The organism is Gracilibacillus sp. HCP3S3_G5_2 (assembly GCF_052063305.1).
Taxonomy (GTDB): Bacteria; Bacillota; Bacilli; order Bacillales; family Amphibacillaceae; genus Gracilibacillus.
The window spans coordinates 405,899-427,048 of the sequence record NZ_JBQHXU010000001.1; the positions used below are offsets into that span (position 1 = coordinate 405,899).

Here is a 21,150-nt window from a genome sequence, read left to right on the forward strand (position 1 = left end):
AGAAACCGGTTAAAATCCGGATCTTCTTCTCCCTTCCTTTCATCGATGTGTAAATCTAACAAAAACGGGGAATGGATGTCACAAAGGAGGTATCAGCCTTTGAGTAGTCGATTTGAAAATAAAGTAGCTGTTATAACCGGCGGAAGTTCAGGTATCGGTCGGGCATCTGCCATCCTACTTGCACAAGAAGGCGCTAAAGTATGCTTAATGGATTTGAAAGAAGAACAGGCAGAAAAAGTGAAACAAGAAATAGAAAAAAACGGTGGTGAAGCACTGATTGTTGATGTGGATTTAGCTGACGCCAATCGAGTTGAACAAGGTATGAAACAAGTGATTGACACGTGGAACAAAATTGATATTGTTTTTGCAAATGGTGGTATAAATGGTGTGCTTGCACCGATAGAAGATTTAACTCCAGAAGATTGGGACGAGACAATCAATACTAACCTAAAAGGAACCTTTCATACGGTTAAATATGCGCTACCTTACATGAAAGAAAAAGGTGGTAGTATGATCATCACAAGTTCGGTTAATGGTAATCGGATCTTTTCTAACTTTGGAATGGCGGCCTATAGCACATCGAAAGCGGGGCAAATGGCCTTCGGTAAAATGGCGGCATTAGAATTAGCCAAGTATAAAATCAGGGTAAACATCATTTGTCCTGGAGCGATTCAAACAAACATTGGGAAGAATACAGAAAAAACACCGGAACTTAAAAAAATCGAAATTCCTGTGGAATATCCTGAAGGAGACAAGCCATTAGAGCATCAACCAGGAAAACCAGAACAGGTGGCCGATCTTGTTGCCTTTCTAGCTTCTGATCAATCCAGTCATATTACAGGTACCGAGATCTTTATTGACGGTGCCGAGTCGTTACTGAAATAATCCCTTTTATCCTTCACTTATTATAGGAAAAGCCTTGTCTTTGAGAAGTTGTTTGATATGTTAGAGTTAGCATGAAGTTTATCCCATTGTTTTTCTCTTTATAGCTACGTAATCCTGATAATCGGTTGGGGTTATATATGCGAAGTTTTCGAATTCATGAATGAGATGTGCTTGATCATAATAATTGTTTTCATATATGATGTCTTCTAATTCACAACCTTGTTGAAGCATTTTCAAAGCATGTTGAAATCGAACAATTCTACTAAAATTTTTGGGAGGGATACCTAATCTTTCGGTTAATTGTTGTCGTATGTATCTATCAGAGTAATTCGTTTCCGTCGCCAATTGCTGAATAGATTTCCCTCCATTTGATATAATAATGGCATTCATTATATAGTCGGTTAAGGAACTGGCCGGATGTTGTTCTGAAAGTAGTTTTCTTATTATTTTCTCAAAATAGATCACTCTATGTTCAAACATTGCATCCTCTAACATTCTTTCTATAACCTGCTCTTCCACTTCCATAATTAAAGAAAGATCGATCACATTTTCCACAAATTCTTTCATTTTTACCTTTTTGGAATTAATCATACAGCCGGGTGGCAAACGGACACCAAAATATTCAATACCTGCTTTGAATGGTACTAGTTTGCTTAACAATAAACTCCCATAAACATGAATCGTTGGTTTACTTGGAGACAAACAAATGATGATATCTAAACACCCATCTGGTATCGCAGGTAAACGATCACTACCTCCCTGCTCCATCATAAATTGGTAAAAAAGGAGCGGTATTTGATGATAGAATTTTAAACACTCCCGATAGTTCTTTGTATCATAATTAAAGTGGGGCTGTAAAAAAGGAACTACTCCATTTACTTTCTCCTCTTTCCTCATAGTATCATTCCTCAATGATCGAATATATATTTTATTTAAAATTAGAGATAATATCCGTAATAATCCAACAATCCGTAAGAATATCTCACAATATTTTATATATTTGAGAGAAAACACAACATATTTTCTTCGCTTCAACTACTTACCACTCTAACAACGAAAGCGTTTGCTGTTTTTCTTCACTACGAGCAGTTCCGATTTGTGCAATACATTTTTTCACTACTTTTCTAAAATATAATTAACAACATAAAAGTTGTACAAATCTAAAGAAAAGGGGAATCTGTATGACTACAACCATAACCAAAGTCAATCATCCGTTAGAACCATTAAACACAGCTGAAATCGCCATTGCTACACAAGTGATTAAAAAAGAAAAGAAAATTGATGATACCTTTCGATTCGTTAGTGTCACATTATACGAGCCTCCTAAAGAAACTGTACTAGCATATAAAAAAGGCGACCCTATTCAACGTGAAGCCTTCATTATTTTATTAGACAACAAAGAAGAGAAGACATATGAAGCAATTGTATCCATTAATAAGGAAACAATATTAAGGTGGGAGTACATCGCAAATGTGCAACCAGGAATTATGGCAGATGAATTTCTAGAATGTGAGCAGGTCGTTAAAAATGATCCCGAAATGCAAGAAGCATTCCGAAAAAGAGGGATTGAAGACATTGACCTTATCATGTGTGATCCATGGAGTGCAGGTAACTTTGGCTTAAAGGATGAAGAAGGAAAGCGAATTGCCAGAACGATTTGCTGGTTAAAAACAGATAAATATGATAATGGCTATGCACGACCGATTTCTGGTTTACATGCCTTTGTTGACTTGAATAAAATGGAAATAATTAAAGTGGTAGACCATGAAACTATTCCTCTACCACCATACGATGGAAAATATACAGCTGATAGTGTCGAGAAGCTTAGAGATGACATAAAACCACTAGACATTATTCAACCGGAAGGACCTAGCTTCAATATAAATGGCCACGAGATCGAATGGCAAAAATGGAAAATCCGCTTTGGATTCACTCCTCGTGAAGGGCTTGTTTTACACACTGTCAGCTATAAGGATAATGATGAGGACAGACCCATTCTTTACCGTGCGTCATTATCAGAAATGGTAGTACCTTACGGCGATCCCGGAGATCCGGTGAATCGGAACAACGCTTTTGATGTCGGAGAGTATGGAATTGGAATGCTTGCCAACTCATTAACACTTGGCTGTGATTGTTTAGGCGAAATCCAGTATTTTGATGCCTTTATAACAGACAGTAAAGGAAATCCTGCTACCATTCAGAATGCAATTTGCTTACACGAAGAAGACTATGGAATTCTTTGGAAGCATATGGACTTCCGTACTGAAAAAACTGATGTACGACGCTCAAGAAGATTAGCTTTGTCCAGTATTTCCACAGTAGGAAACTATGAATATGGATTTTTCTGGTACTTTTATCAGGATGGTAATATTGAATTTGAAGTAAAATTAACAGGAATTCTTCATACAAAAGCTGTTTTGCCTGGTGAAAAATCTCCTTATGGAAACCTACTCGCTCCACAACTGGACGGGCCAAATCATCAGCATTTCTTTAACATGCGCTTAGATATGATGCTTGACGGGGTGAAAAATTCAGTAGTAGAAGTCAATACAGAAAGTGAAGAACCAGGCGAACACAATCCATTTGGTAATGCCTTTGTTGCTAAAGCGAACACCTTTAAAACCGAAAAAGAGGCAGTACGAGATCTTAACCTGGAAAAAGCACGATATTGGAAAGTCATTAATCCAAATAAGAAAAACTGGGTAGGTGAACCAGTTGGATATAAACTATTTGCTGGAGAAAATGCCTTTCCATATGCGCATAAAGATTCTAGTATTATGAAACGTGCGGGTTTTATGAAACATCATATGTGGGTAACAAAATATAACCGAGAGGAAAAATATGCTGCAGGTGATTATCCAAATCAACATATAGGCGGAGAAGGGTTACCAAAATGGGTTCAAAAAGATCGATCGATAGATAATGAAGATATTGTTGTCTGGTATACAATGGGGCATCATCATATTACTCGACCAGAAGATTGGCCTGTTATGCCAACTGCCTATATGGGATTCACCCTTAAGCCAGTAGGTTTTTTTAAGCGAAATCCATCCATAGATGTCCCACCATCACAACCTAAAAATGATAGCTGTCATCACTCAACATGTTCTTAAGGAGGTACTGAGTAAATGTTGATTGTTAATTTGATTTTAATTACCGTCTTAACGATAGTAACTATTGCTAGGGTGATCCATTTAAAAGAGAAGATTCAAGCTAATACATCACATATGCATATCCTAATTATGACGATAAGTATGATATCTTCACTCTGTTTTGGCATCGTACTTGGTGTCCTTTTTATGCATGATTTGGTTACTTCATCCATTGTAGCAATTATTTTTGGTCTAATTGTCGGATTTTTCGTTGGTATATGCTTCCACCCAATAGCAAGTTTAGGTGGTATGGCAGAAGGAGTTATGGGGGGGATCATGGGAGCAATGACAGGAGAAATGATTCATATGACTGCTAATTCTAATACTTTTTTATGGTTGATTACTGTTGTATTTCTTGTATTTACAGTCATCTTACACTGGGTACTCATTTCCTTTAAAAGTGAGGAAAGCCATCTTAACAATACTCCATCACTAGAAATGGTGGAGTAATAATGGAGGTAGAATGTTTATGGTTGAACTAAAAAGAAGATTAGGTTTTTGGCAAGCCTATGCAACTGCTACAGGTTTAGTAGTTGCAGGGTCAACCATGGTTACACTTGGCAACAGTATGGGATTAGTCGGACCAGCTTTTATTGTCTCTACCTTTCTAGCAATGGTGATTAGTATAATTATTGCTTTATCTTATGCAGAATTAGCTTCCATCCTACCTGGAGCTGGGATGATAGGCGATTATACATCGGTTGCCATGGGTAAATTCATGTCGATTATCGCAGTATTATCAGGTTACTTCGTACTAGTTGCAACTGTAGGTGCAGCAGAGACATTAACTGCAAGCTTTGCAACACAAACATTATTCCCAAACATCAATACTACTTTAATAGCTATTATTTTACTCTCATTCTTCTTAATCGTAAATTTATTAGGGGTAGAAATTTTCGGTTCGATTCAGGTTGTATTGACACTTGGAATTATGATGATCATATCTCTACTCGGTTTGCTCGGCATTTTTGATATGTTCACGGTTAACGAACGTGTAGAGACATCTTTTAATCCTGCAGGCTGGAGTACTGTCTTCCAATCATTAGCAATGGGCATTTGGTTATTCATTGGTATTGAATTTGTTGTTCCCATGGTAGAAGAAGTGAAAAATCCTAATAAAAATATCCCTAGAGCCATGATTTTTGGTTTGCTATCAATTTTTGTGGCAGATATGCTATTTGGACAAGCGATTATCCATTACATTGATCCTGCTATTTTAGCTAATTCTGGTACACCGCAAATTGAAGGTGCTGGTGCGATGTTAGGTGATTTCGGTACTACTATGATGATATTGGTAACTATTTTAGCTGCAGCCAGTTCCATTAATTCCAATTTTGCTGCCGTTCCCAGAATGTTTTACGGATTAGCACGAGATGGCTTATTGCCAAAAATATTTGGTTATTTACATCCTAAATTTAGAACACCTTGGATAAGTATTATCACTGTATATGTCCTTTTCAGTTTACCGTTATTTATATTTCAAATTGGTGCCGCAACATTAAATATATTAGTTTTATCAGCCTGTACAACCTGGTTAATTTCTTATATTATTGCTCAATTAGATGTTATTGTATTAAGAAATAGATATAAAGATATCGAAAGACCTTTTTCCTCACCTTTCTATCCATATACGCAACTTATAGGAATCATTGCTTGTTTATATATGATTGTCACCATTCACCCAGAAACAGCTGTCAAGATGAAAATCTATACCATTGCTGGCTCATTTATTGTAGGAATATGTACGTATGCATTTTTCTGGCTGAAATATAAAAAACAACCTTTGTTTGATCCTATGCCATTGGAAGAAAAAATCGGAGTTTCAGAGTCAGACACACAAATTAGCGAAGACTTTATTATAGAAAAAGAAGCAAAAGGACTTTAAAAGAATAAGGAGCTGTCAACAAAATGTTTACAAACATAGAGAATCGAGCCAGTAAATATTTTCAAGAAATACTTGCCTTGTTCAATGTGCCGGCTAATGAAGAAATCGATTTATCTTGGAAGCAAAAAGTTTCCGAAAGTGAATATTGGAAGTTTCAATTCTTACTGGATAAAAAATTCCTTACAAGGATATACAAATTGACAATAAATTATCATTTTCAAATTAAAGCAAATCAGGATAACTTTTCTAGTGGCGTCCTTCAATGGAATTATCACAAAAAGCAATGGATCACGACCAAAAATAAACCTCATTCTTATTGCCATATACTAAATCAAAATAATCACTTGAAGAGTATGATCGAGCAATTAGATTTGGAGCGATTAGAAATAAAGCAAAACGAAGATGAGATGATAATCACTGAAGTTCCGCTACCTGGCTCCTTTATGTTTACACTTTTGCCTCCAATGCAGTATTTAATAAAGCTGAAACAAGAGGAAATAAAAGCCCTAAAAAAGATACCTATAGCGATCCAACAAATACTCATAAAAATGAATAAAGAAAGCTAACGATTTTTCGTTAGCTTTCTTTAGCCTGGTATGCGTTTCCTACTATTAATGAACCAATCCATCAAATTGTTTCCCAGATAAAAAAATGTTTGTTATATTATACTATAAGAAGATATCAGCAAATTGGAGGTTGAGAAATGGGTAAGCGTGTCTTATTGTTTATTATGACGAACATTTTGGTGATGACTACCATTGTAATTGTCTGGTCAGTTATCACTAGATTTACAAATATCGGAGGGTCCTTTAATATTGATGGCTCCATCAATTATACTTCTCTGATGGTCTTTAGTTTGCTAGTTGGTTTTACCGGTGCATTGATCTCACTAGCTATGTCCCGCTGGATTGCCAAGATGATGATGAAGGTGAAGGTAATTGATCCGAATGGCCCAGCAACTGCTCAAGAACGTGCGGTATATGAAAAAGTGGAACGTCTATCTCGTGCTGCTGGATTAACACATACACCTGAAGTTGGTATCTATCAATCCCGTGAAGTAAATGCCTTCGCTACAGGCCCAACGAAAAAACGTTCCTTAGTTGCCGTTTCGCAAGGACTTTTAGATACGATGGATGATGATGCCGTAGAAGGAGTTATTGCGCATGAAGTAGCACACGTTGCTAATGGTGATATGGTGACCATGACCTTATTACAAGGTGTTGTCAATACATTTGTTGTCTTCTTCTCAAGAATTGCAGCAATTATCGTATCACGATTTGTCCGCTCAGAAATTCAATGGATTGTGCAATTTGCAGCAATTATTGTCTTTCAACTTTTATTTTCTATCCTTGGAAGTCTCGTCGTCAGCGCCTATTCCAGATACCGGGAATATCATGCAGACAAAGGCGGAGCCGACTTGGCTGGACGTGACAAAATGGCACATGCATTACGCTCCTTAAAAATGCATGTGGATCGAGCAACTATCAATGATCGTGCCGACGACTCTGCTATCCAAACGATGAAAATCAGTGGTAAAGCCGGAATGGTATCTTTATTCTCCTCTCATCCGCCACTAGAAGAGCGTATTGCTAAATTAGAACAACGATGATGATCCGTGGGAATCTTATAGACGTTTAAGCAACATCATCATAGTAAAAGGCCAGTGGAAACCTCCACTGGCCCTTTTACATTTGCTGAAGGCTGGTTATTGCATTTCCTTCCATTGTTCTGTATATTCCTCTATTACCTGTTCTCCGCCCTCTGCTAGCCACCTTTCTATCGCCGCATCAAATCCATCACTATCTATTTGCCCCAGAAAATATTGATAAGTAGCATCCTCCATTATTTGGATTAACGTTTCTGATTTGTTTGCCCATGTTTGGGAATCGAGAGGTGCACTTAAATCTTCCACTAAATAATCATTATTATCTATATAAAGCTCATCTGCTTTCGCTCGTGGTTCATATTCATAATAACCAGTATAACGTCCATTTGTTTCAGGCTCTCCTATTTCAAAAGGCGTATAAGGCAGGATTTCAAGATTATATTTATTCTGGTTTTCCGGTAAGACTTTTGCATAACCATCGACCACTTCATAATGCTCTCCTTCAATGCCCCAGTATAATAAATTAGAACCTTCTGGTGTCATTAAGAAGTCAAAGAAAGCAAGTATTCCTTTCAGCTCCTCCTCTGACTCAACCGAGGATTTCGGAAAAATTAACATACTTCCATAACCCGGTATTGCTCTAGTACGGTATTCACCATCCGGGCCTTCGATATAATTGTGTACATCAAACACTACATCCGGATTAATCTCTACCGCATCACGATACATCGGTTCTACATCTCCCATTGTTCCAATATAGACGCCCGCAGTGCCGTTTTTTAATAATTCCTGTTGATCTGTTTTACTTGTTACAGGCGCATCACGATTGATATAGCCATTATCAAACAAGCTTTTGAAGTAATCCATAGCTTCTCGATACTCAGGAAACATAAACTGTGGCAATAGTTGGCCGTCCTTTTCACCCCAGTTGTTTGGTGCCCCATGCCATGTTGCAAAGTTTTCAAACGTGCCTAATATTTCACGATCGGTTAAACCGATTGTATCGTCTTCCCCATTCCCATCAGGGTCATCTTCTGTAAACGCTCTCAACATTTCGTATAATTCGTCTAAATTAGTTGGTGTATCTAGACCTAAGTTATCCGCCCAATCCTTACGATAAATTAATCCTTGGCGTGAAAGCGGACGTCCTGCATATAATGTGTATAGCTTACCATCTATCATCGTGTTTTTTAAGATTTCTGGTTTTAATTTATTTAAATTTGGAAACTCTTCTAAATATGGTCCTATTTCCCAATATTGTCCATCTCTAATTGCTTCTTTTTGTTGGTCCAATGTTACATCCTTCAACAAAAACACATCCGGTAAATTATTGGTCGCAATAGCCGTATTCAAATTCTCTGCATAATTATTATCAGGAACCCAGCGAATATCTAATTGTGTATTTGTCGCTTCTTCCAATAGTTCTTCCAACCGAGGATCTGGAACCTCTGGTACATGCAGGTTAAACATCATTGAGATTTCTTGTGGTTCTTCCGATGATTCCTCATTCGAGGAAGTATCATCATCACTACAAGCTGTCAGTATAAATAATGTCAATATGCTCCAAAGAAAAACTTTCTTACCCCTCATTCATTTTACCCCCTATTCACTTTTAGTTCTTCTGCTTCACCTTAAACACCTAACACCTCCTTTAGTCGTCCATTTAACAACGTTGTTATGTTTTGGCAGTATGATGGAAAGTGACAGGACAACTATTACATCTACTGTTGCTCATTCTATTAAAGAATATGACATACCGATTTGTCACATGCCGATTTTTTTAAAAGAAGTAACGTACAGAGGATTTTTATGCAAGTGATTACCAATTCCCTCATATGTCTGATCTCAATGAATGTGTGATTAACTATTTCTCGCAGGAATTTCCAGTTAATTGTCGAATATTAAAAGAGAGAGAATGATAATTTGAACGGCCAAAAATTATCACCTATTTAACAATTAAAGGAAGGGAGTTATCTCGAATGGCAATAATTTTCCAAAGAATTGACACTGTTTTTGTTCCAACTCGTAATATCGCAAAAGCACTAGATTGGTATATAACTGTTTTAGAAGGAACCCCAGGTTGGCAGAGTGAAAAAGGCGAATACCAATGCATCGAATTTGGTGATACTTCCATAACCTTATTTCTTACTGATGAGCAAGTTTACTTTCAACCAAGACGGAGTCTATTTAACTTCTATGTAAAGGATGTAAAAATAGCATATAACCATTTAAAAAAGAATGGAGTCAAGGTGGAAGAAATGAAAGAATACGGTGCACGTTACTTTGCTTTTTATGATATAGATGGTAATTGTTTAGAAGTATGTGAATATTAGCGATTTAGATTTTGGTAATCATTTTTTGTTATCGTACTAAGGAGTACCAGCATTTATCTAACTATAAGTATCCGTTATTTATAAAAGTAAATAATTCCCTAAAAATGTAACACATATCTTATTAATTGTTAACAAAAACTCCAGATTTTTGAAAAGGACTGTCTTTTTTAATATGATAAAAATAATAACGATTAGAGAGGAGACTATATATGCAATTAACTGTTTATTTAGCAGGACAAATCCACGATGATTGGCGAAAAGAGGTGGAAGCTAAATCTGAGGAAAAAGGACTTCCGTTAACATTTGTCGGACCACAGACAAATCATGATCGTTCAGATAATATTGGAGAGGATATTTTAGGTGAGCAGCCTGGTAACTTCTATAAAGATGATGCAGCTTCAGATATTAACAATTTGCGAACGCAGGTTTTAATGAAGAAGTCTGATCTCGTTATTGCCCTTTTCGGTGAAACATATAAGCAATGGAACACCGCAATGGACGCAAGCACAGCAATCGCGATGAATATTCCTACGATTATTGTCAGACCATCATCACTGATTCACCCATTAAAAGAACTTTCCAACAAAGCAAATGTTACCGTTGAAACGATTGACCAAGCTATTGAGGTAATGAGTTATATTTATGAATAATAGTAGAAGCTAGGGTCTCTTCATCCGAGACCCTAGCTTCTTTTTGTTAAACAGCTTACTTGGTTGCTTTACTCCATCCACGTCTTTCAATTAGGTTTACACCAATTCCCATGGCGATTATCCCAATAAGGAGCATCATTAACAGAGACATCAAAATATCATTGAAGTTGGCATCATAGAAAATAACTGACATCGTTGCATCCATTGCGTGCGCCATTGGAAATAGATCTGCGATAAAAAGTAACAAGTTATTGGTAATCGTACCCGGCATCATATAAGCCCCACTTACTAATGGAATAAGCGGGATTAAAGATGGATAGATCGCATAAAATTGCTCGGGTGATTTTACAAACCCAGTTAACAACATTGCAATACTGATCATACTGAATGTAAAGAGCGCAGAAATGATGATAAGCATCCACAAGTTATCGCCTAGCTCATAATTCATCACATATTTAAAGACAATCAGGACTACAACAATCTGAAACATTGTCACCAAAAAACTATACAAAATATAACCGATATACATACTCGTTTTACTGATCGGTGACAAAATCATCCGATTCCACACACCTGAAACTTTATCATTTGTGACATTGTTGACTTTAAACCCTGCAATAAACATGGAGACCAGAAAGGTGAAAGCAAACATAAGCTGAATACTGAGGTTATAGTTTGGCACCTCTTCACTATCCAATCCTTGAGTTTCGATTTGCACAGGCGCATCTGCTAAATAATTTTCGATCTCACTTCGAATGTTCTCATCCCCTGTGGCATTAATCAGTGAGCTAATTTGCGCTTCCTGTTGAAATACTTTCTCAACATGTTGCCTTACCATAGAAACTGTTGGAAGCTCAGAAGTAATTAATAATCGATAATCCATCTCCATTAGTTGAACTGCCACATCGATATTACCATCACGGACTTCCTCACGTGCCTCCTCAGGATCCGTTACAACAAAATCATAGGAATCATCTACATTTAAGCGTTCTTCCCACTTTGCTTCGATCTCCTCTGCATTATCTTCCTCACTGAAAATAACCACCTTTGTAGGCGTTTGTATGCCTCCCGCAAAAAAGAGGGTCCCAAGGATACTTCCTATAATTAAAGCAAGAACTAAGATCGGATTTCGTTTATCTTTCGAAAATTGTGACCACAAAACAGACTTCATTTTGCTCCCCCCCTTTTAGGATACAATACCCATCCAACTAAGGTACATAGTACAAAGAATCCAATCAGCATTAGACTAGGTAATAGTAAGGAAGATACTTGTTCGTGTTGCAGCCATTCCATCATCACGGACAGTGTCATCCCATTTGGTGTCCATTCACTAACCTTTTGCATCCAGTCTGGAAATATATAAATCGGCACGAAATTCCCTCCAAGTACCGCTAGTACCATAACAACCGCATTAAGCACACCATTAGTAGCATCAACATTGTGCATTTGTAACGCAATAGAGGTGAACACCGCTGCTAAACCTGCAACTGTTAGAGCAAACAGGGAAGTAATCACAGCAACTCCTAGCCAAAAATTGACGGTACGATCAGGAAATACATCTAATACTACATGCGCTAAAACAATGACGATGCTAATTTGCAACCATGCTAAAATAAACGTGGATACCATTTTCCCGATCAAAAATAACATCGGATGACTACCCGTTATTAAAATTCGATCAAAAACTTGTTGTCTGATTTCTTCACCCGTTTTAGCTACTACCGTAATGGATAGGAATAAACCAAACAGAATCCCCATTGCAAGCGTAAAATATTGGGGCATTGTAAAAGCTTCTCCTTCTCCTAATTGTTCCACACCACCTTGTGGTTGCACTACTTCCAATTCATTATTGCCAGTGAGTTGCTGCATAGCAAAATGATAATTTAAATTATCAATAAACCCGTTAATGATATCATATATTGTCCCGTTGTTGGTCGTTTCCTCTTCCATTTTATAGGCCAAGGAAACTGCTGGCGCTTCACCGGTTAAAGCTGCATATAAACTTTCAACTGTAAAGCCATTCGGGATTACTAACATTCCATCGATTTCACCTTGTTCTACTTGCTCTTTGGCTTCCGCTTCATCTAAGTGATGTACGGTAACCCAATCCTGTAAGTCTTCACTCTCAAGAAAATTAGATAAAGCTTCTATCGGACCTGCGTCGCTTGCTTGTTCTGCAACCGTAGCTGCCTCGACTTCGTCAAATGAGCCCTCTGTAATCAACTTTTCCTGTAAGACTTCCGTTACATTCTCCTGCTCATCTTGATTAACCAATGCCAAGTGGATATCGAGCATGACATCTTCATCACTAGTAAACAATCCTTCAAAAGCTAGATTTAGTACAAAGATGATCACAATCGGAAGCAAAAGCGCAATCAATAGCTCTTTACGATCACGTAAAAACATTAATAAATCCTTTTTGATAAAACTTCCCATGCTTACACCCCCTTAATCTCTCAATGTCCTGCCAGTTAAATGAAGGAATACGTCCTCCAAACTAGGTGTCTCTGTCTGATAATGAAGCAACTGAATTTGATGACTATCCGCCAGATGAACAAGATCACTGATCAGGTTACTTCCTTTTTTTGCAATGACCTTCAACAGTGAATTAGCTACTTCTACTTCTCGTACACCTTCCAATCTTTTTACCTTTTCCACAAACACTTCGTCCATCATGCTGAATTCCAGTTTGATAGTGTCTTCAGACGATAAAATGCTGAGTAGCTCTTCTTTACTTCCGGCAGCAATAATTTCGCCATGGTCCATAATGTAAACTCGATCACATAGCTGTTCGACTTCTTCCATATAATGACTCGTATATAAAATAGTCGTGCCATCTGTCTCGTTTAATGATCGAACCGTTTCTAAAATATGATTTCTAGATTGTGGGTCAATCCCTACTGTCGGCTCATCGAGAATCAATATTTGTGGTTTATGCAACAATGCGGCAGCTATATTAACTCTTCGTTTCATACCACCAGAAAAGGTTTTAACTAAATCCTTTTGACGATCCTTTAACCCGACTATTTCCAAAGCATGTTGAATACTGTTCTCTAATTCCTTTCCTTTCAGTTTATAAATCGAACCAAAAAATTTCAGATTTTCATAAGCAGAAAGTTCCTGATAGAGTGCTAATTCCTGTGGTACCACCCCTAAAACTTTTCTTATTTCACTTGGTTTATTGACGGTATTAACCCCATTTAGTTTAATATCACCAGAAGTAGGTTTAATTAACGTTGATATCATCGAAATGGTCGTTGATTTTCCGGCACCGTTTGGGCCTAACAATCCAACTGATTCCCCTTTATCGAGATATAAATTAACATTTTGTACCGCTTTTTTTCCCTTAAATGATTTATTTACATTAATGGTTTCCAGCATGTCATTGCCTCCTCAATCTTGAATATATCACTATCTTAAACGAAAAAAACCAAAGCCACTACTGACTCTGGTCATTCATTCTTCATCTCTATGTTACTTTAGTCATTTTTCTTTCCATTATACTAAGCGATGACGAATGGCATAAATCGCTAATTGAGTTCGATCTCGTAATTCCAGTTTGTCTAATATTTGACTGGTTTGATTTTTTACCGTACCGACAGATAGGCCTAACCGTTCTCCAATCTCTTTATTATTCAGACCTTCTCCAATACATTTCAGGATTGCCCTTTCTCTTGGAGTTAATGTTGGATCAATTGCCTTTTCTTGTTCCTTTTTCAGTAATTCAGGGACCACTTTTGCTGCTACCTGATCTTGTAGGGAAAGCCCTCCTTTTAGAGCACTCTTGATTGAACGGATCAGTGATTCAGTATCCCCGTCTTTCAGCATATAACCGCTAACTCCCATTTTTAGCGCATCCATCACATACTGATTATCATCAAAGGTAGTTAACATTAAAATTTTCAAATGTGGAAAACGTGATCTTAATACTTTTGCTGCTTTAATACCATCCATTTCAGGCATACGAATATCTAATATGGCCACATCAAACATCTGTTTCTCACATAATGCAACAGCCTGTCTGCCGTTATCTGCTTCCCCTGTTACTTCAATTTCCCGATCTGTTTCAATCATTGCCTTCAATCCTTGGCGTACCATCACCTGATCTTCTGCTAACAAAACCCTTATCATACACTATCCTCTCCGTTCCGTTAATCGAATAATGCCTCTGACAACAAATTGTCGTTCATCATGATGTATTTCTAACGAACCGCCTACCTTATCCAAGCGTTCTCGCATCGCTTTTAATCCATATCCCTCTTCAAAAAAGGGATTCGTTTTGGCAGGGTTCATCACTTCAAAGCGAAAAATACTTCCACCTGGTGCTTCAAAAGAAATGTGAGCCTCTCTTGTAGAACTATGCTTCATAATATTGGTTAGTGCCTCCTGTACAGCACGATAAATGGCAAAAGATTGCTCTCCTGTTAAAGGTGCAGCAAATGCTCCGTGCTTCACGGAAAAATTGATTTTCATAAATCTTTCCACTTCTAACTTACGAATTAAGCGGATAAGACCTTGTAAACCACCAACTTCATTTTGTTTAAAAGATTTTACGGCTCTCCTAGTTTCTTCAAGGCTCTGTTCTGCAAGTTTTTTTAATTTTTCGACCTTTTCCTTATCATTTTCAGCTGCTGTTAGACGAAATGCCTCAAACTGCATTAATAAAGCAGTTAGTTTATGACCAACAGAATCATGAATTTCATGCCCTATCAGCATCCGTTCATCTTGTCTAGCGTTTTCTTCCTCTGTCACTAACTGTCTTTTCATCCTTCTATATTCATCCAGTAAGGCATCATTTTTACTGCGTACCTCTACTTCACGCCTTTTTATAATATGAAAGTATAATAATCCGATAATGGTTAATATGTAAAAAAGAACAGTCCAAACTAGTTGATCAGTCGAGAGAACTGTTTGCACTAGAAACCAGAATACCCCAACCAACTGAACCAGGATCACGACCATACTTTGTAATAATGATAAGCGGAAAACCGTTTCTGCTAGCACTAATACTTGGACAAGTAACATATATTGACTGATTTCCTGGTTGGCAGGGTAAAAAATAAACAATGGGGTCAGTACCTGTATACTGAATAGTATTGTTTGTATTTTCGGTTTTTCTGAAAAAATCGGGAAAAGGAACAAGATAAGCAAAAATAAACAGAAGCTCGCCAGCTGTTGTGAAGATAAATCTAGACCAGATCCCCAAAATGCTAATGGCCATACAAGACAATGTATAGCGATCCATATGAAATAATCTTTATACATATCGAAATACTCCTTCGAAAGTAACGATTGCCCTTTTTATTCCTCATTATACTATGATTCACCAAGCAGCGCATCCAGAAGTGGAATTATTCATGTTACCAAATTAAATTGCTCTCTATTCGAGATTAACCCTTCCGATCATGAGGGTATGTAGGAGATAACTCACTTCTTCTCTTAATTCATAAATATTTCTATAGCACGTTGATAGTCTTGCTGCATAGCTATAGTAATTGATTTTTCGCAGGCGGCCATAAAAACTTAATGGCGTGCATAAATGATTTTAAGTACTATTTACTAAATCTAAGACCATAAACTAAGAACAGGGAGGTGATAATAAATGACTGTGCATGTTGTCCAACGTGGAGAATCCTTATGGCAAATTGCTAATCAATATCAAATTTCTATTTCCACCATCATGGAAGTGAATGGCTTACCCTCTGCAAATGACCTTATACCTGGTCTAGCACTTTACATTCCGACACAAAATATTGTTCAGATTAGACCATATATGATCAAAGCAGGTGATACACTTTGGCGTTTGGCTAATCAGTTCAATACGACAATAGAAGCTATTTTACAAGTTAATCCCACACTTGATCCATATCACTTATCTATCAACCAAAGGATCCTGATTTCGACACCGTACAAACCTCAAATTGAAACGCTAGGATTTATTGTTCCCTACTCACCACCATCGATCATACCTATTCTTCGAAATGTATCCAATTTGCTTACCTATGTGGCGATTGTTTCTTACTCGTTTACTGAACAAGGCTATGCCTATTTATTATTAGATGATACAGAGGTCGTTCGAGAGAGCAATCGGTTGGGAGTCACACCTCTTTTAATGATTCGCAACTTTACCTCTGAGGATTTTGATGCTGAATTAGCAGGGAATGTGCTTGCTAATCCAGATTATCGGAGAAATTTAATAGATAGTTTACGACAGTTTGTAAATGAAAAAGAATATGGCGGTGTATCACTTGATATCGAATTCATCCCTCCTGCGCAAAGGCAAGATTTTAATATATTTTTGTACGAATTAAAAAGTGCTCTCGGTTCTAGCATTCTTCATGTAAACGTACATGCAAAAACAGAAGACCTACCTACAAATCGGATCGTAGGAGCCTATGACTATCAAACAATTGGCCAGATTGCAGATATAGTAGCAGTGATGACAATTGATTATGGATATCCAGGTGGTCCGCCCGATCCGGTAGCTCCGTTATGGTGGATGCATGAGGTTGTCCAATATGCAACAAGTTTAATAGATTCTCATAAGGTACAAATTGCATTTCCACTGTATGGGTATGATTGGAACATAATGGACAATTCAACAACAGCACTATCTGTTAACGGTGCACAAAATCAGGCAATCTCTGCTAAAACAGTGATCTCATTTGATCAAGCTGCTGTCTCACCTTGGTATCGATATTGGCAGGAAATGGAGGAGCATATTGTTTGGTTTGAAGACATTAGGAGTTATCAACATAAATACAATTTAGTCGATCAATATCAATTGTTAGGTGTGACGTATTGGCAATTGAACCTGCCGGCGCCACAGAATTGGGTTTACTTGCATAATCATTTGATTGTTATAAAGTGAGATTTCTCTTATTAGAGATTTGACGGACGATTCATACTGTAATAAGGTTAACTCGAACTCGATCAGAGATGTTTTATCATTCCAGAACCGGTCCAGTTTGTCGAATAATATTCAACGAAGGTATTAGATAATTATGTTAAACTGATACTGGAAAGCGTGCTAAGTTAATGACAGAAGCATATACTAAAGGAGCTTTTCATGGCTCCTTATCGAGTTTGGGTGGAGGGAAAACGATGAAAATTTTTGATTCCCATTTACATATTATTGATTCAAGATTCCCCTTGGTTGAAAACCAAGGATTTATCCCTGATACATTTACTAGTCAAGATTACCTTCAAAGTGTATATTCTTTAAATGTAGTCGGAGGGGCTGTTGTATCGGGCTCCTTTCAGCAATTTGATCAATCCTATTTGATGGATGCATTACAAACACTTGGAGAAAACTTTGTTGGGGTAACTCAATTACCTTTCCATACACCTGATGATGAAATTATTAAACTGAATAAATCAGGTGTGAGAGGCATTCGTTTTAATGTTAATCGAGGTGGCTCTGCGGATATATCTTATTTGGATTACTTCGCGAGAAGAGTTTATGACCTGGTCAATTGGCATACAGAACTTTACATTGATTCTAAATCGTTAACAGAGATAGCATCAACTGTTGAACAACTTCCCGCCATTTCGATTGATCATCTGGGATTATCCAAAGAAGGCTTTGCTACACTTCTATCTTTAGTAGATAAAGGAGTAAAAGTAAAAGCAACTGGCTTCGGTAGAGTTGATTTTGATCCAAGTGAAGCTATTAAAACTATCTATGCTACAAACCCAGATGCTCTGATGTTCGGAACAGATCTACCTTCAACACGTGCAAAGAGACCATTTGATATTACGGATATAGAACTACTTTACGATATACTTGATGAAGAACAAATTACAAAGGTTTTATATAAAAATGCTCTTAGTTGGTATGTAAAGTGAGCCTGTGATCAGTGGTGTTTTGATCCCACTGATCATCAGGTGTTAGCGTATTTAGTTATCTCTCCTTACCCAGATCGCATAAGCGCCACTGATCATAGCAAATAGCAATCCCGCAACAGGAAATACGATCCAATTAATATGCCACTGATGATAAACAAAACCACTTATTAAGAAGATGATGGCTGCTAATGGCCAAATGATCGATGCTACCGCACCAATAACACGATCTTCTTCTTTTTCTTTTTTGATCTGTTTTTTGCTTTTTAAGAGTTTTTCGTATGCAGTATTCACACTGCCAAAATAGATAAATAAATATACTGCTAGCGAAATAAGCGTTAACATCATAAACACACCAAAATTAGCTGTATTATCATTAAACGCTATCATGGTAAAGAGAACGATTGGGGATAAAATAATAAGAACAACGCCAAGAATCATGATTGTCGTATACGTTGGCTGGAAAGCATCCTTCATTGTTTCAAGCTTATTCCTCATTGCAATAGACAAGTCAAAATTACCTTTTGAAATAGACTTATACTTTTCTAATTTCATACCGGAATAAATACATAACCCTACGGCAGTTGCTACCAATAATAACAGCAAGGTTAATCCAATATATGTGCCTGTATCCCTAGAGATACCAGTAAACCAATTTTCCATTAAACCTAAAATAAGAACAAACATTGCTGCTCCTATAATAATCAAAGTTGCTCCCATACCCGTCCATTTACCTGTGGTTTTGTTGATCCGAAGATATTCATCTACCTCTGATTCGGTTAATAACGGCTTTTCATTACTATCTCCCTCAAGTGTAATTTCAAATTCCTCTATAATTTCATCAATGTCACCGAACTCTGATATCACAATACCCACTGCCTCATTCTCCGTTTTACCAGCCTGTTTTAACTCATGATACTTATCTTCCATATTTGCTAAAAGCTCATCTCTTAGTTGCCTCATTTCCTGCGTTTTAGGTAATGAAGCAAACATATTATCCAAGTAATTAATGATGGTCTCCACGGTAAATATCCTCCTTTATAAATCGATTAATCACTTCTTTAGTTAACTCCCACTCACGGCATTTTTCTTGATAATAAAGTAATCCCGCCTCCGTAATTTTGTAATATGTTCGTTTTTTTCCGAAGGTCTGTTCTTTATGAAAAGCTTCTATATACCCTTTTTTCGATAGTCGATTGAAAGCTGAATAAAGCGTAGTTTCCTTAATGATATACTTTTCACCAGATAACTCTTTGATCCTATTGGAAATTTCATAACCATATGATTCTTTCTCTAACAATAAATAAAGAATGATTGTATCGTTGTATCCTCTTATTACATCACTACTTATCAAAAAATTGATTCTCCCTTCCATCAAAACGCAAACTACTTCACCTGTCGTAGTAATTTTCATTGTATCATAATTACTACGACAGATGAAGTAAAAAGGTTAACATTTTTTTCTAATAATAAAAAATGATGTGAACTATAAGCTCACATCCCCTTTTATTTCATCATCTATTCATGTAAAACTTTTTCTTATAATGTACCATCATCTAATGGACAGTGTGCATCATTATAAAGTATTAGTGTGGTCTTACAGACGTTTAGCATCATGATAAAAAAAGCCTATTGCATCCATTAATATACTGATACAATAGGGCTTTCCTTATCGCGGATTCCGGCACATACTTGGAATTAAGAAAATATCTATAAATAACCATATCCATAAAAATATTAACGGAATATAGCCAATTAAGAGCCATGTAGTTCCCCATCCAACAATTCCAAGTAAAAGTTGGAAAATACCACTGCCAACACGACCTGTATAAAAACGATGCAAACCGATTTGACCTAATAAGAACCATAATAAATAAGCAATAACTAAGCTTCTTTCTCGCAAAATAATAAATCCTCCCATTTTTGATAAAATGCTACCCTTTATCATTTTATCACGTGAGCCAATTATAGTGTATAAAGAGGTTTAATCCAAAAGATTACTTTAAGTCGGCGATTTCAGCTATGAATCATTTCAAATCTACAGAACAGCCTGTATCGTATTTGTTCGATACAGGCTACTTAAACAAGAACATTATCGTCTATAATCTTTTTCCGTGCCGGAATCAAAAGTAATGGCTAATTCTACTTGAACCTCCTCATTACCTGTAAATCCAAATGCATCAAGAACTGTGTCAAGCACTTCATCATCAGCCGTGTTTTCGTCAAAAGTGAAAGACGTAAAAATATTATCTAAAGCTTCCATCGCCCTACCACCTCGAAGATTCAATTCTTGGGTGACATCTATATAGGATGCTTCAAAATCATTATTTCCATCACTTTCATAATCTACATCCACTATTTCATTACCATTTGCATCGTCTATCTCTAATTCGAATTCACTAAAGGAGTAAGCTGCTTCATCTGGCGGAGTATTAGCATCTTCCATGTCTTGTCCAGTGTCTTCTCCTGTATTCGCACCATTTTTAGCCATATCATTCTGTGTGTTCTCTATAGCATCACCAGGTTGATTTTGCTCTTCATTGTCATTAGCATTACAAGCTATCAATACAAGCGCTAGTAACAAACTTGTCCCAATCATTAACCATTTTCTTTTCACCATTTTTCACAACTCCTTTCCTCCCTAACTTTCCCAGCCGAAAGTTATTTTAACCATAAATGTATTAATTTTGATAAATTATTTATAAGTAAAGAAATTTGGATAATTAAATGTTGCGGTTAATTGGGACACAATAAAGAATTGAGCATAGAAAGATAATTAGTGATAATGAAATAG

The 21,150-nt window shown here is 36.9% G+C and carries 21 protein-coding genes; 10 read left to right on the forward strand and 11 right to left on the reverse strand.

Going from position 1 to position 21,150, the window contains the following annotated elements:
• Window positions 1-99: 99 nt before the first annotated feature.
• The gene (locus ACTNEP_RS01940; protein ID WP_441159858.1) at window positions 100-885 is read left to right on the forward strand and encodes an SDR family oxidoreductase; all 786 of its coding nucleotides are present in this window, start codon (window positions 100-102) and stop codon (window positions 883-885) included.
• A gap of 78 nt (window positions 886-963) precedes the next feature.
• On the opposite strand, the gene ACTNEP_RS01945 is transcribed toward ACTNEP_RS01940, so the two are convergent.
• Window positions 964-1,782 carry a helix-turn-helix domain-containing protein gene (locus tag ACTNEP_RS01945; RefSeq protein WP_441159859.1) on the reverse strand — a complete coding sequence of 273 codons (819 nt, stop codon included), beginning with the start codon at window positions 1,780-1,782 and terminating at the stop codon, window positions 964-966.
• A gap of 284 nt (window positions 1,783-2,066) precedes the next feature.
• On the opposite strand from ACTNEP_RS01945, the gene ACTNEP_RS01950 reads away from it, so the two are divergent.
• From ACTNEP_RS01950 to htpX, 5 genes are all read left to right on the forward strand, one after another.
• A complete protein-coding gene (locus ACTNEP_RS01950) occupies window positions 2,067-3,998 on the forward strand; it encodes a primary-amine oxidase (RefSeq protein WP_441159861.1) in 1,932 nt (643 codons plus the stop codon).
• A gap of 15 nt (window positions 3,999-4,013) precedes the next feature.
• A complete protein-coding gene (locus ACTNEP_RS01955; RefSeq protein ID WP_441159862.1) occupies window positions 4,014-4,487 on the forward strand; it encodes a hypothetical protein in 474 nt (157 codons plus the stop codon).
• A gap of 19 nt (window positions 4,488-4,506) precedes the next feature.
• Window positions 4,507-5,922 carry an APC family permease gene (locus ACTNEP_RS01960; protein WP_441159863.1) on the forward strand — a complete coding sequence of 472 codons (1,416 nt, stop codon included), beginning with the start codon at window positions 4,507-4,509 and terminating at the stop codon, window positions 5,920-5,922.
• Between the two features lie 23 nt (window positions 5,923-5,945).
• Window positions 5,946-6,488 (forward strand): hypothetical protein, encoded by a 543-nt coding sequence (locus tag ACTNEP_RS01965; RefSeq protein WP_441159864.1) that lies wholly within the window; start codon window positions 5,946-5,948, stop codon window positions 6,486-6,488.
• A 137-nt stretch (window positions 6,489-6,625) separates the two neighbouring features.
• On the forward strand, window positions 6,626-7,531 hold the full coding sequence (gene htpX, locus ACTNEP_RS01970; protein ID WP_441159866.1) for a protease HtpX: 906 nt from the start codon (window positions 6,626-6,628) through the stop codon (window positions 7,529-7,531).
• Between the two features lie 96 nt (window positions 7,532-7,627).
• On the opposite strand, the gene ACTNEP_RS01975 is transcribed toward htpX, so the two are convergent.
• Entirely contained in the window at window positions 7,628-9,118 is a 1,491-nt protein-coding gene (locus ACTNEP_RS01975; RefSeq protein ID WP_441159867.1) for an extracellular solute-binding protein, read from the reverse strand.
• Window positions 9,119-9,507: 389 nt separating this feature from the next.
• Here ACTNEP_RS01975 and ACTNEP_RS01980 point away from each other — a divergent pair, with 389 nt between their 5' ends.
• Window positions 9,508-9,861, forward strand: coding sequence for a VOC family protein (locus ACTNEP_RS01980; RefSeq protein ID WP_441159868.1), 354 nt, complete (start codon window positions 9,508-9,510; stop codon window positions 9,859-9,861).
• Between the two features lie 209 nt (window positions 9,862-10,070).
• Window positions 10,071-10,511, forward strand: a complete 441-nt coding sequence (locus ACTNEP_RS01985; protein WP_441159869.1) for a YtoQ family protein — start codon at window positions 10,071-10,073, stop codon at window positions 10,509-10,511.
• Window positions 10,512-10,566: 55 nt separating this feature from the next.
• Here ACTNEP_RS01985 and ACTNEP_RS01990 read toward each other — a convergent pair whose 3' ends face one another.
• From ACTNEP_RS01990 to ACTNEP_RS02010, 5 genes are all read right to left on the reverse strand, one after another.
• A complete protein-coding gene (locus ACTNEP_RS01990) occupies window positions 10,567-11,682 on the reverse strand; it encodes an ABC transporter permease (RefSeq protein ID WP_441159870.1) in 1,116 nt (371 codons plus the stop codon).
• Entirely contained in the window at window positions 11,679-12,947 is a 1,269-nt protein-coding gene (locus tag ACTNEP_RS01995; RefSeq protein WP_441159871.1) for an ABC transporter permease, read from the reverse strand. The genes ACTNEP_RS01990 and ACTNEP_RS01995 overlap by 4 nt, the downstream gene beginning before the upstream one ends.
• Before the next feature lie 12 nt (window positions 12,948-12,959).
• Window positions 12,960-13,892: an ATP-binding cassette domain-containing protein gene (locus ACTNEP_RS02000; RefSeq protein ID WP_441159872.1), complete on the reverse strand. Its 933-nt coding sequence runs from the start codon at window positions 13,890-13,892 to the stop codon at window positions 12,960-12,962.
• A gap of 117 nt (window positions 13,893-14,009) precedes the next feature.
• Complete coding sequence (locus ACTNEP_RS02005; RefSeq protein ID WP_441159873.1) at window positions 14,010-14,642, reverse strand: response regulator transcription factor; 633 nt, start codon at window positions 14,640-14,642, stop codon at window positions 14,010-14,012.
• 3 nt (window positions 14,643-14,645) lie between these two features.
• Window positions 14,646-15,776 carry a sensor histidine kinase gene (locus ACTNEP_RS02010; RefSeq protein ID WP_441159874.1) on the reverse strand — a complete coding sequence of 377 codons (1,131 nt, stop codon included), beginning with the start codon at window positions 15,774-15,776 and terminating at the stop codon, window positions 14,646-14,648.
• A gap of 337 nt (window positions 15,777-16,113) precedes the next feature.
• On the opposite strand from ACTNEP_RS02010, the gene ACTNEP_RS02015 reads away from it, so the two are divergent.
• The gene (locus tag ACTNEP_RS02015) at window positions 16,114-17,382 is read left to right on the forward strand and encodes a LysM peptidoglycan-binding domain-containing protein (protein WP_441159875.1); all 1,269 of its coding nucleotides are present in this window, start codon (window positions 16,114-16,116) and stop codon (window positions 17,380-17,382) included.
• Window positions 17,383-17,615: 233 nt separating this feature from the next.
• Window positions 17,616-18,359 (forward strand): amidohydrolase family protein, encoded by a 744-nt coding sequence (locus ACTNEP_RS02020; RefSeq protein ID WP_441159876.1) that lies wholly within the window; start codon window positions 17,616-17,618, stop codon window positions 18,357-18,359.
• A gap of 51 nt (window positions 18,360-18,410) precedes the next feature.
• Here ACTNEP_RS02020 and ACTNEP_RS02025 read toward each other — a convergent pair whose 3' ends face one another.
• From ACTNEP_RS02025 to ACTNEP_RS02040, 4 genes are all read right to left on the reverse strand, one after another.
• A complete protein-coding gene (locus ACTNEP_RS02025) occupies window positions 18,411-19,379 on the reverse strand; it encodes a permease prefix domain 1-containing protein (RefSeq protein ID WP_441159877.1) in 969 nt (322 codons plus the stop codon).
• Window positions 19,363-19,710 carry a PadR family transcriptional regulator gene (locus tag ACTNEP_RS02030; RefSeq protein ID WP_441159878.1) on the reverse strand — a complete coding sequence of 116 codons (348 nt, stop codon included), beginning with the start codon at window positions 19,708-19,710 and terminating at the stop codon, window positions 19,363-19,365. Before ACTNEP_RS02030 ends, ACTNEP_RS02025 begins: the two co-directional genes overlap by 17 nt.
• Before the next feature lie 315 nt (window positions 19,711-20,025).
• A complete protein-coding gene (locus ACTNEP_RS02035; protein ID WP_441159880.1) occupies window positions 20,026-20,259 on the reverse strand; it encodes a TM2 domain-containing protein in 234 nt (77 codons plus the stop codon).
• Window positions 20,260-20,448: 189 nt separating this feature from the next.
• Window positions 20,449-20,976, reverse strand: coding sequence for a YusW family protein (locus ACTNEP_RS02040; RefSeq protein ID WP_441159881.1), 528 nt, complete (start codon window positions 20,974-20,976; stop codon window positions 20,449-20,451).
• Window positions 20,977-21,150: the final 174 nt, after the last annotated feature.

Excerpts from the sequence above, each read along its gene's own strand:
- ACTNEP_RS01945 (WP_441159859.1), bottom strand. The coding sequence starts at position 1,782 with ATGAGGAAAGAGGAGAAAGTAAATGGAGTAGTTCCTTTTTTACAGCCC.
- ACTNEP_RS01950 (WP_441159861.1), top strand. The coding sequence starts at position 2,067 with ATGACTACAACCATAACCAAAGTCAATCATCCGTTAGAACCATTAAAC.
- ACTNEP_RS01955 (WP_441159862.1), top strand. The coding sequence starts at position 4,014 with ATGTTGATTGTTAATTTGATTTTAATTACCGTCTTAACGATAGTAACT.
- ACTNEP_RS01960 (WP_441159863.1), top strand. The coding sequence starts at position 4,507 with ATGGTTGAACTAAAAAGAAGATTAGGTTTTTGGCAAGCCTATGCAACT.
- ACTNEP_RS01965 (WP_441159864.1), top strand. The coding sequence starts at position 5,946 with ATGTTTACAAACATAGAGAATCGAGCCAGTAAATATTTTCAAGAAATA.
- htpX (WP_441159866.1), top strand. The coding sequence starts at position 6,626 with ATGGGTAAGCGTGTCTTATTGTTTATTATGACGAACATTTTGGTGATG.
- ACTNEP_RS01975 (WP_441159867.1), bottom strand. The coding sequence starts at position 9,118 with ATGAGGGGTAAGAAAGTTTTTCTTTGGAGCATATTGACATTATTTATA.
- ACTNEP_RS01980 (WP_441159868.1), top strand. The coding sequence starts at position 9,508 with ATGGCAATAATTTTCCAAAGAATTGACACTGTTTTTGTTCCAACTCGT.
- ACTNEP_RS01985 (WP_441159869.1), top strand. The coding sequence starts at position 10,071 with ATGCAATTAACTGTTTATTTAGCAGGACAAATCCACGATGATTGGCGA.
- ACTNEP_RS01990 (WP_441159870.1), bottom strand. The coding sequence starts at position 11,682 with ATGAAGTCTGTTTTGTGGTCACAATTTTCGAAAGATAAACGAAATCCG.
- ACTNEP_RS01995 (WP_441159871.1), bottom strand. The coding sequence starts at position 12,947 with ATGGGAAGTTTTATCAAAAAGGATTTATTAATGTTTTTACGTGATCGT.
- ACTNEP_RS02000 (WP_441159872.1), bottom strand. The coding sequence starts at position 13,892 with ATGCTGGAAACCATTAATGTAAATAAATCATTTAAGGGAAAAAAAGCG.
- ACTNEP_RS02005 (WP_441159873.1), bottom strand. The coding sequence starts at position 14,642 with ATGATAAGGGTTTTGTTAGCAGAAGATCAGGTGATGGTACGCCAAGGA.
- ACTNEP_RS02010 (WP_441159874.1), bottom strand. The coding sequence starts at position 15,776 with ATGTATAAAGATTATTTCATATGGATCGCTATACATTGTCTTGTATGG.
- ACTNEP_RS02015 (WP_441159875.1), top strand. The coding sequence starts at position 16,114 with ATGACTGTGCATGTTGTCCAACGTGGAGAATCCTTATGGCAAATTGCT.
- ACTNEP_RS02020 (WP_441159876.1), top strand. The coding sequence starts at position 17,616 with ATGAAAATTTTTGATTCCCATTTACATATTATTGATTCAAGATTCCCC.
- ACTNEP_RS02040 (WP_441159881.1), bottom strand. The coding sequence starts at position 20,976 with ATGGTGAAAAGAAAATGGTTAATGATTGGGACAAGTTTGTTACTAGCG.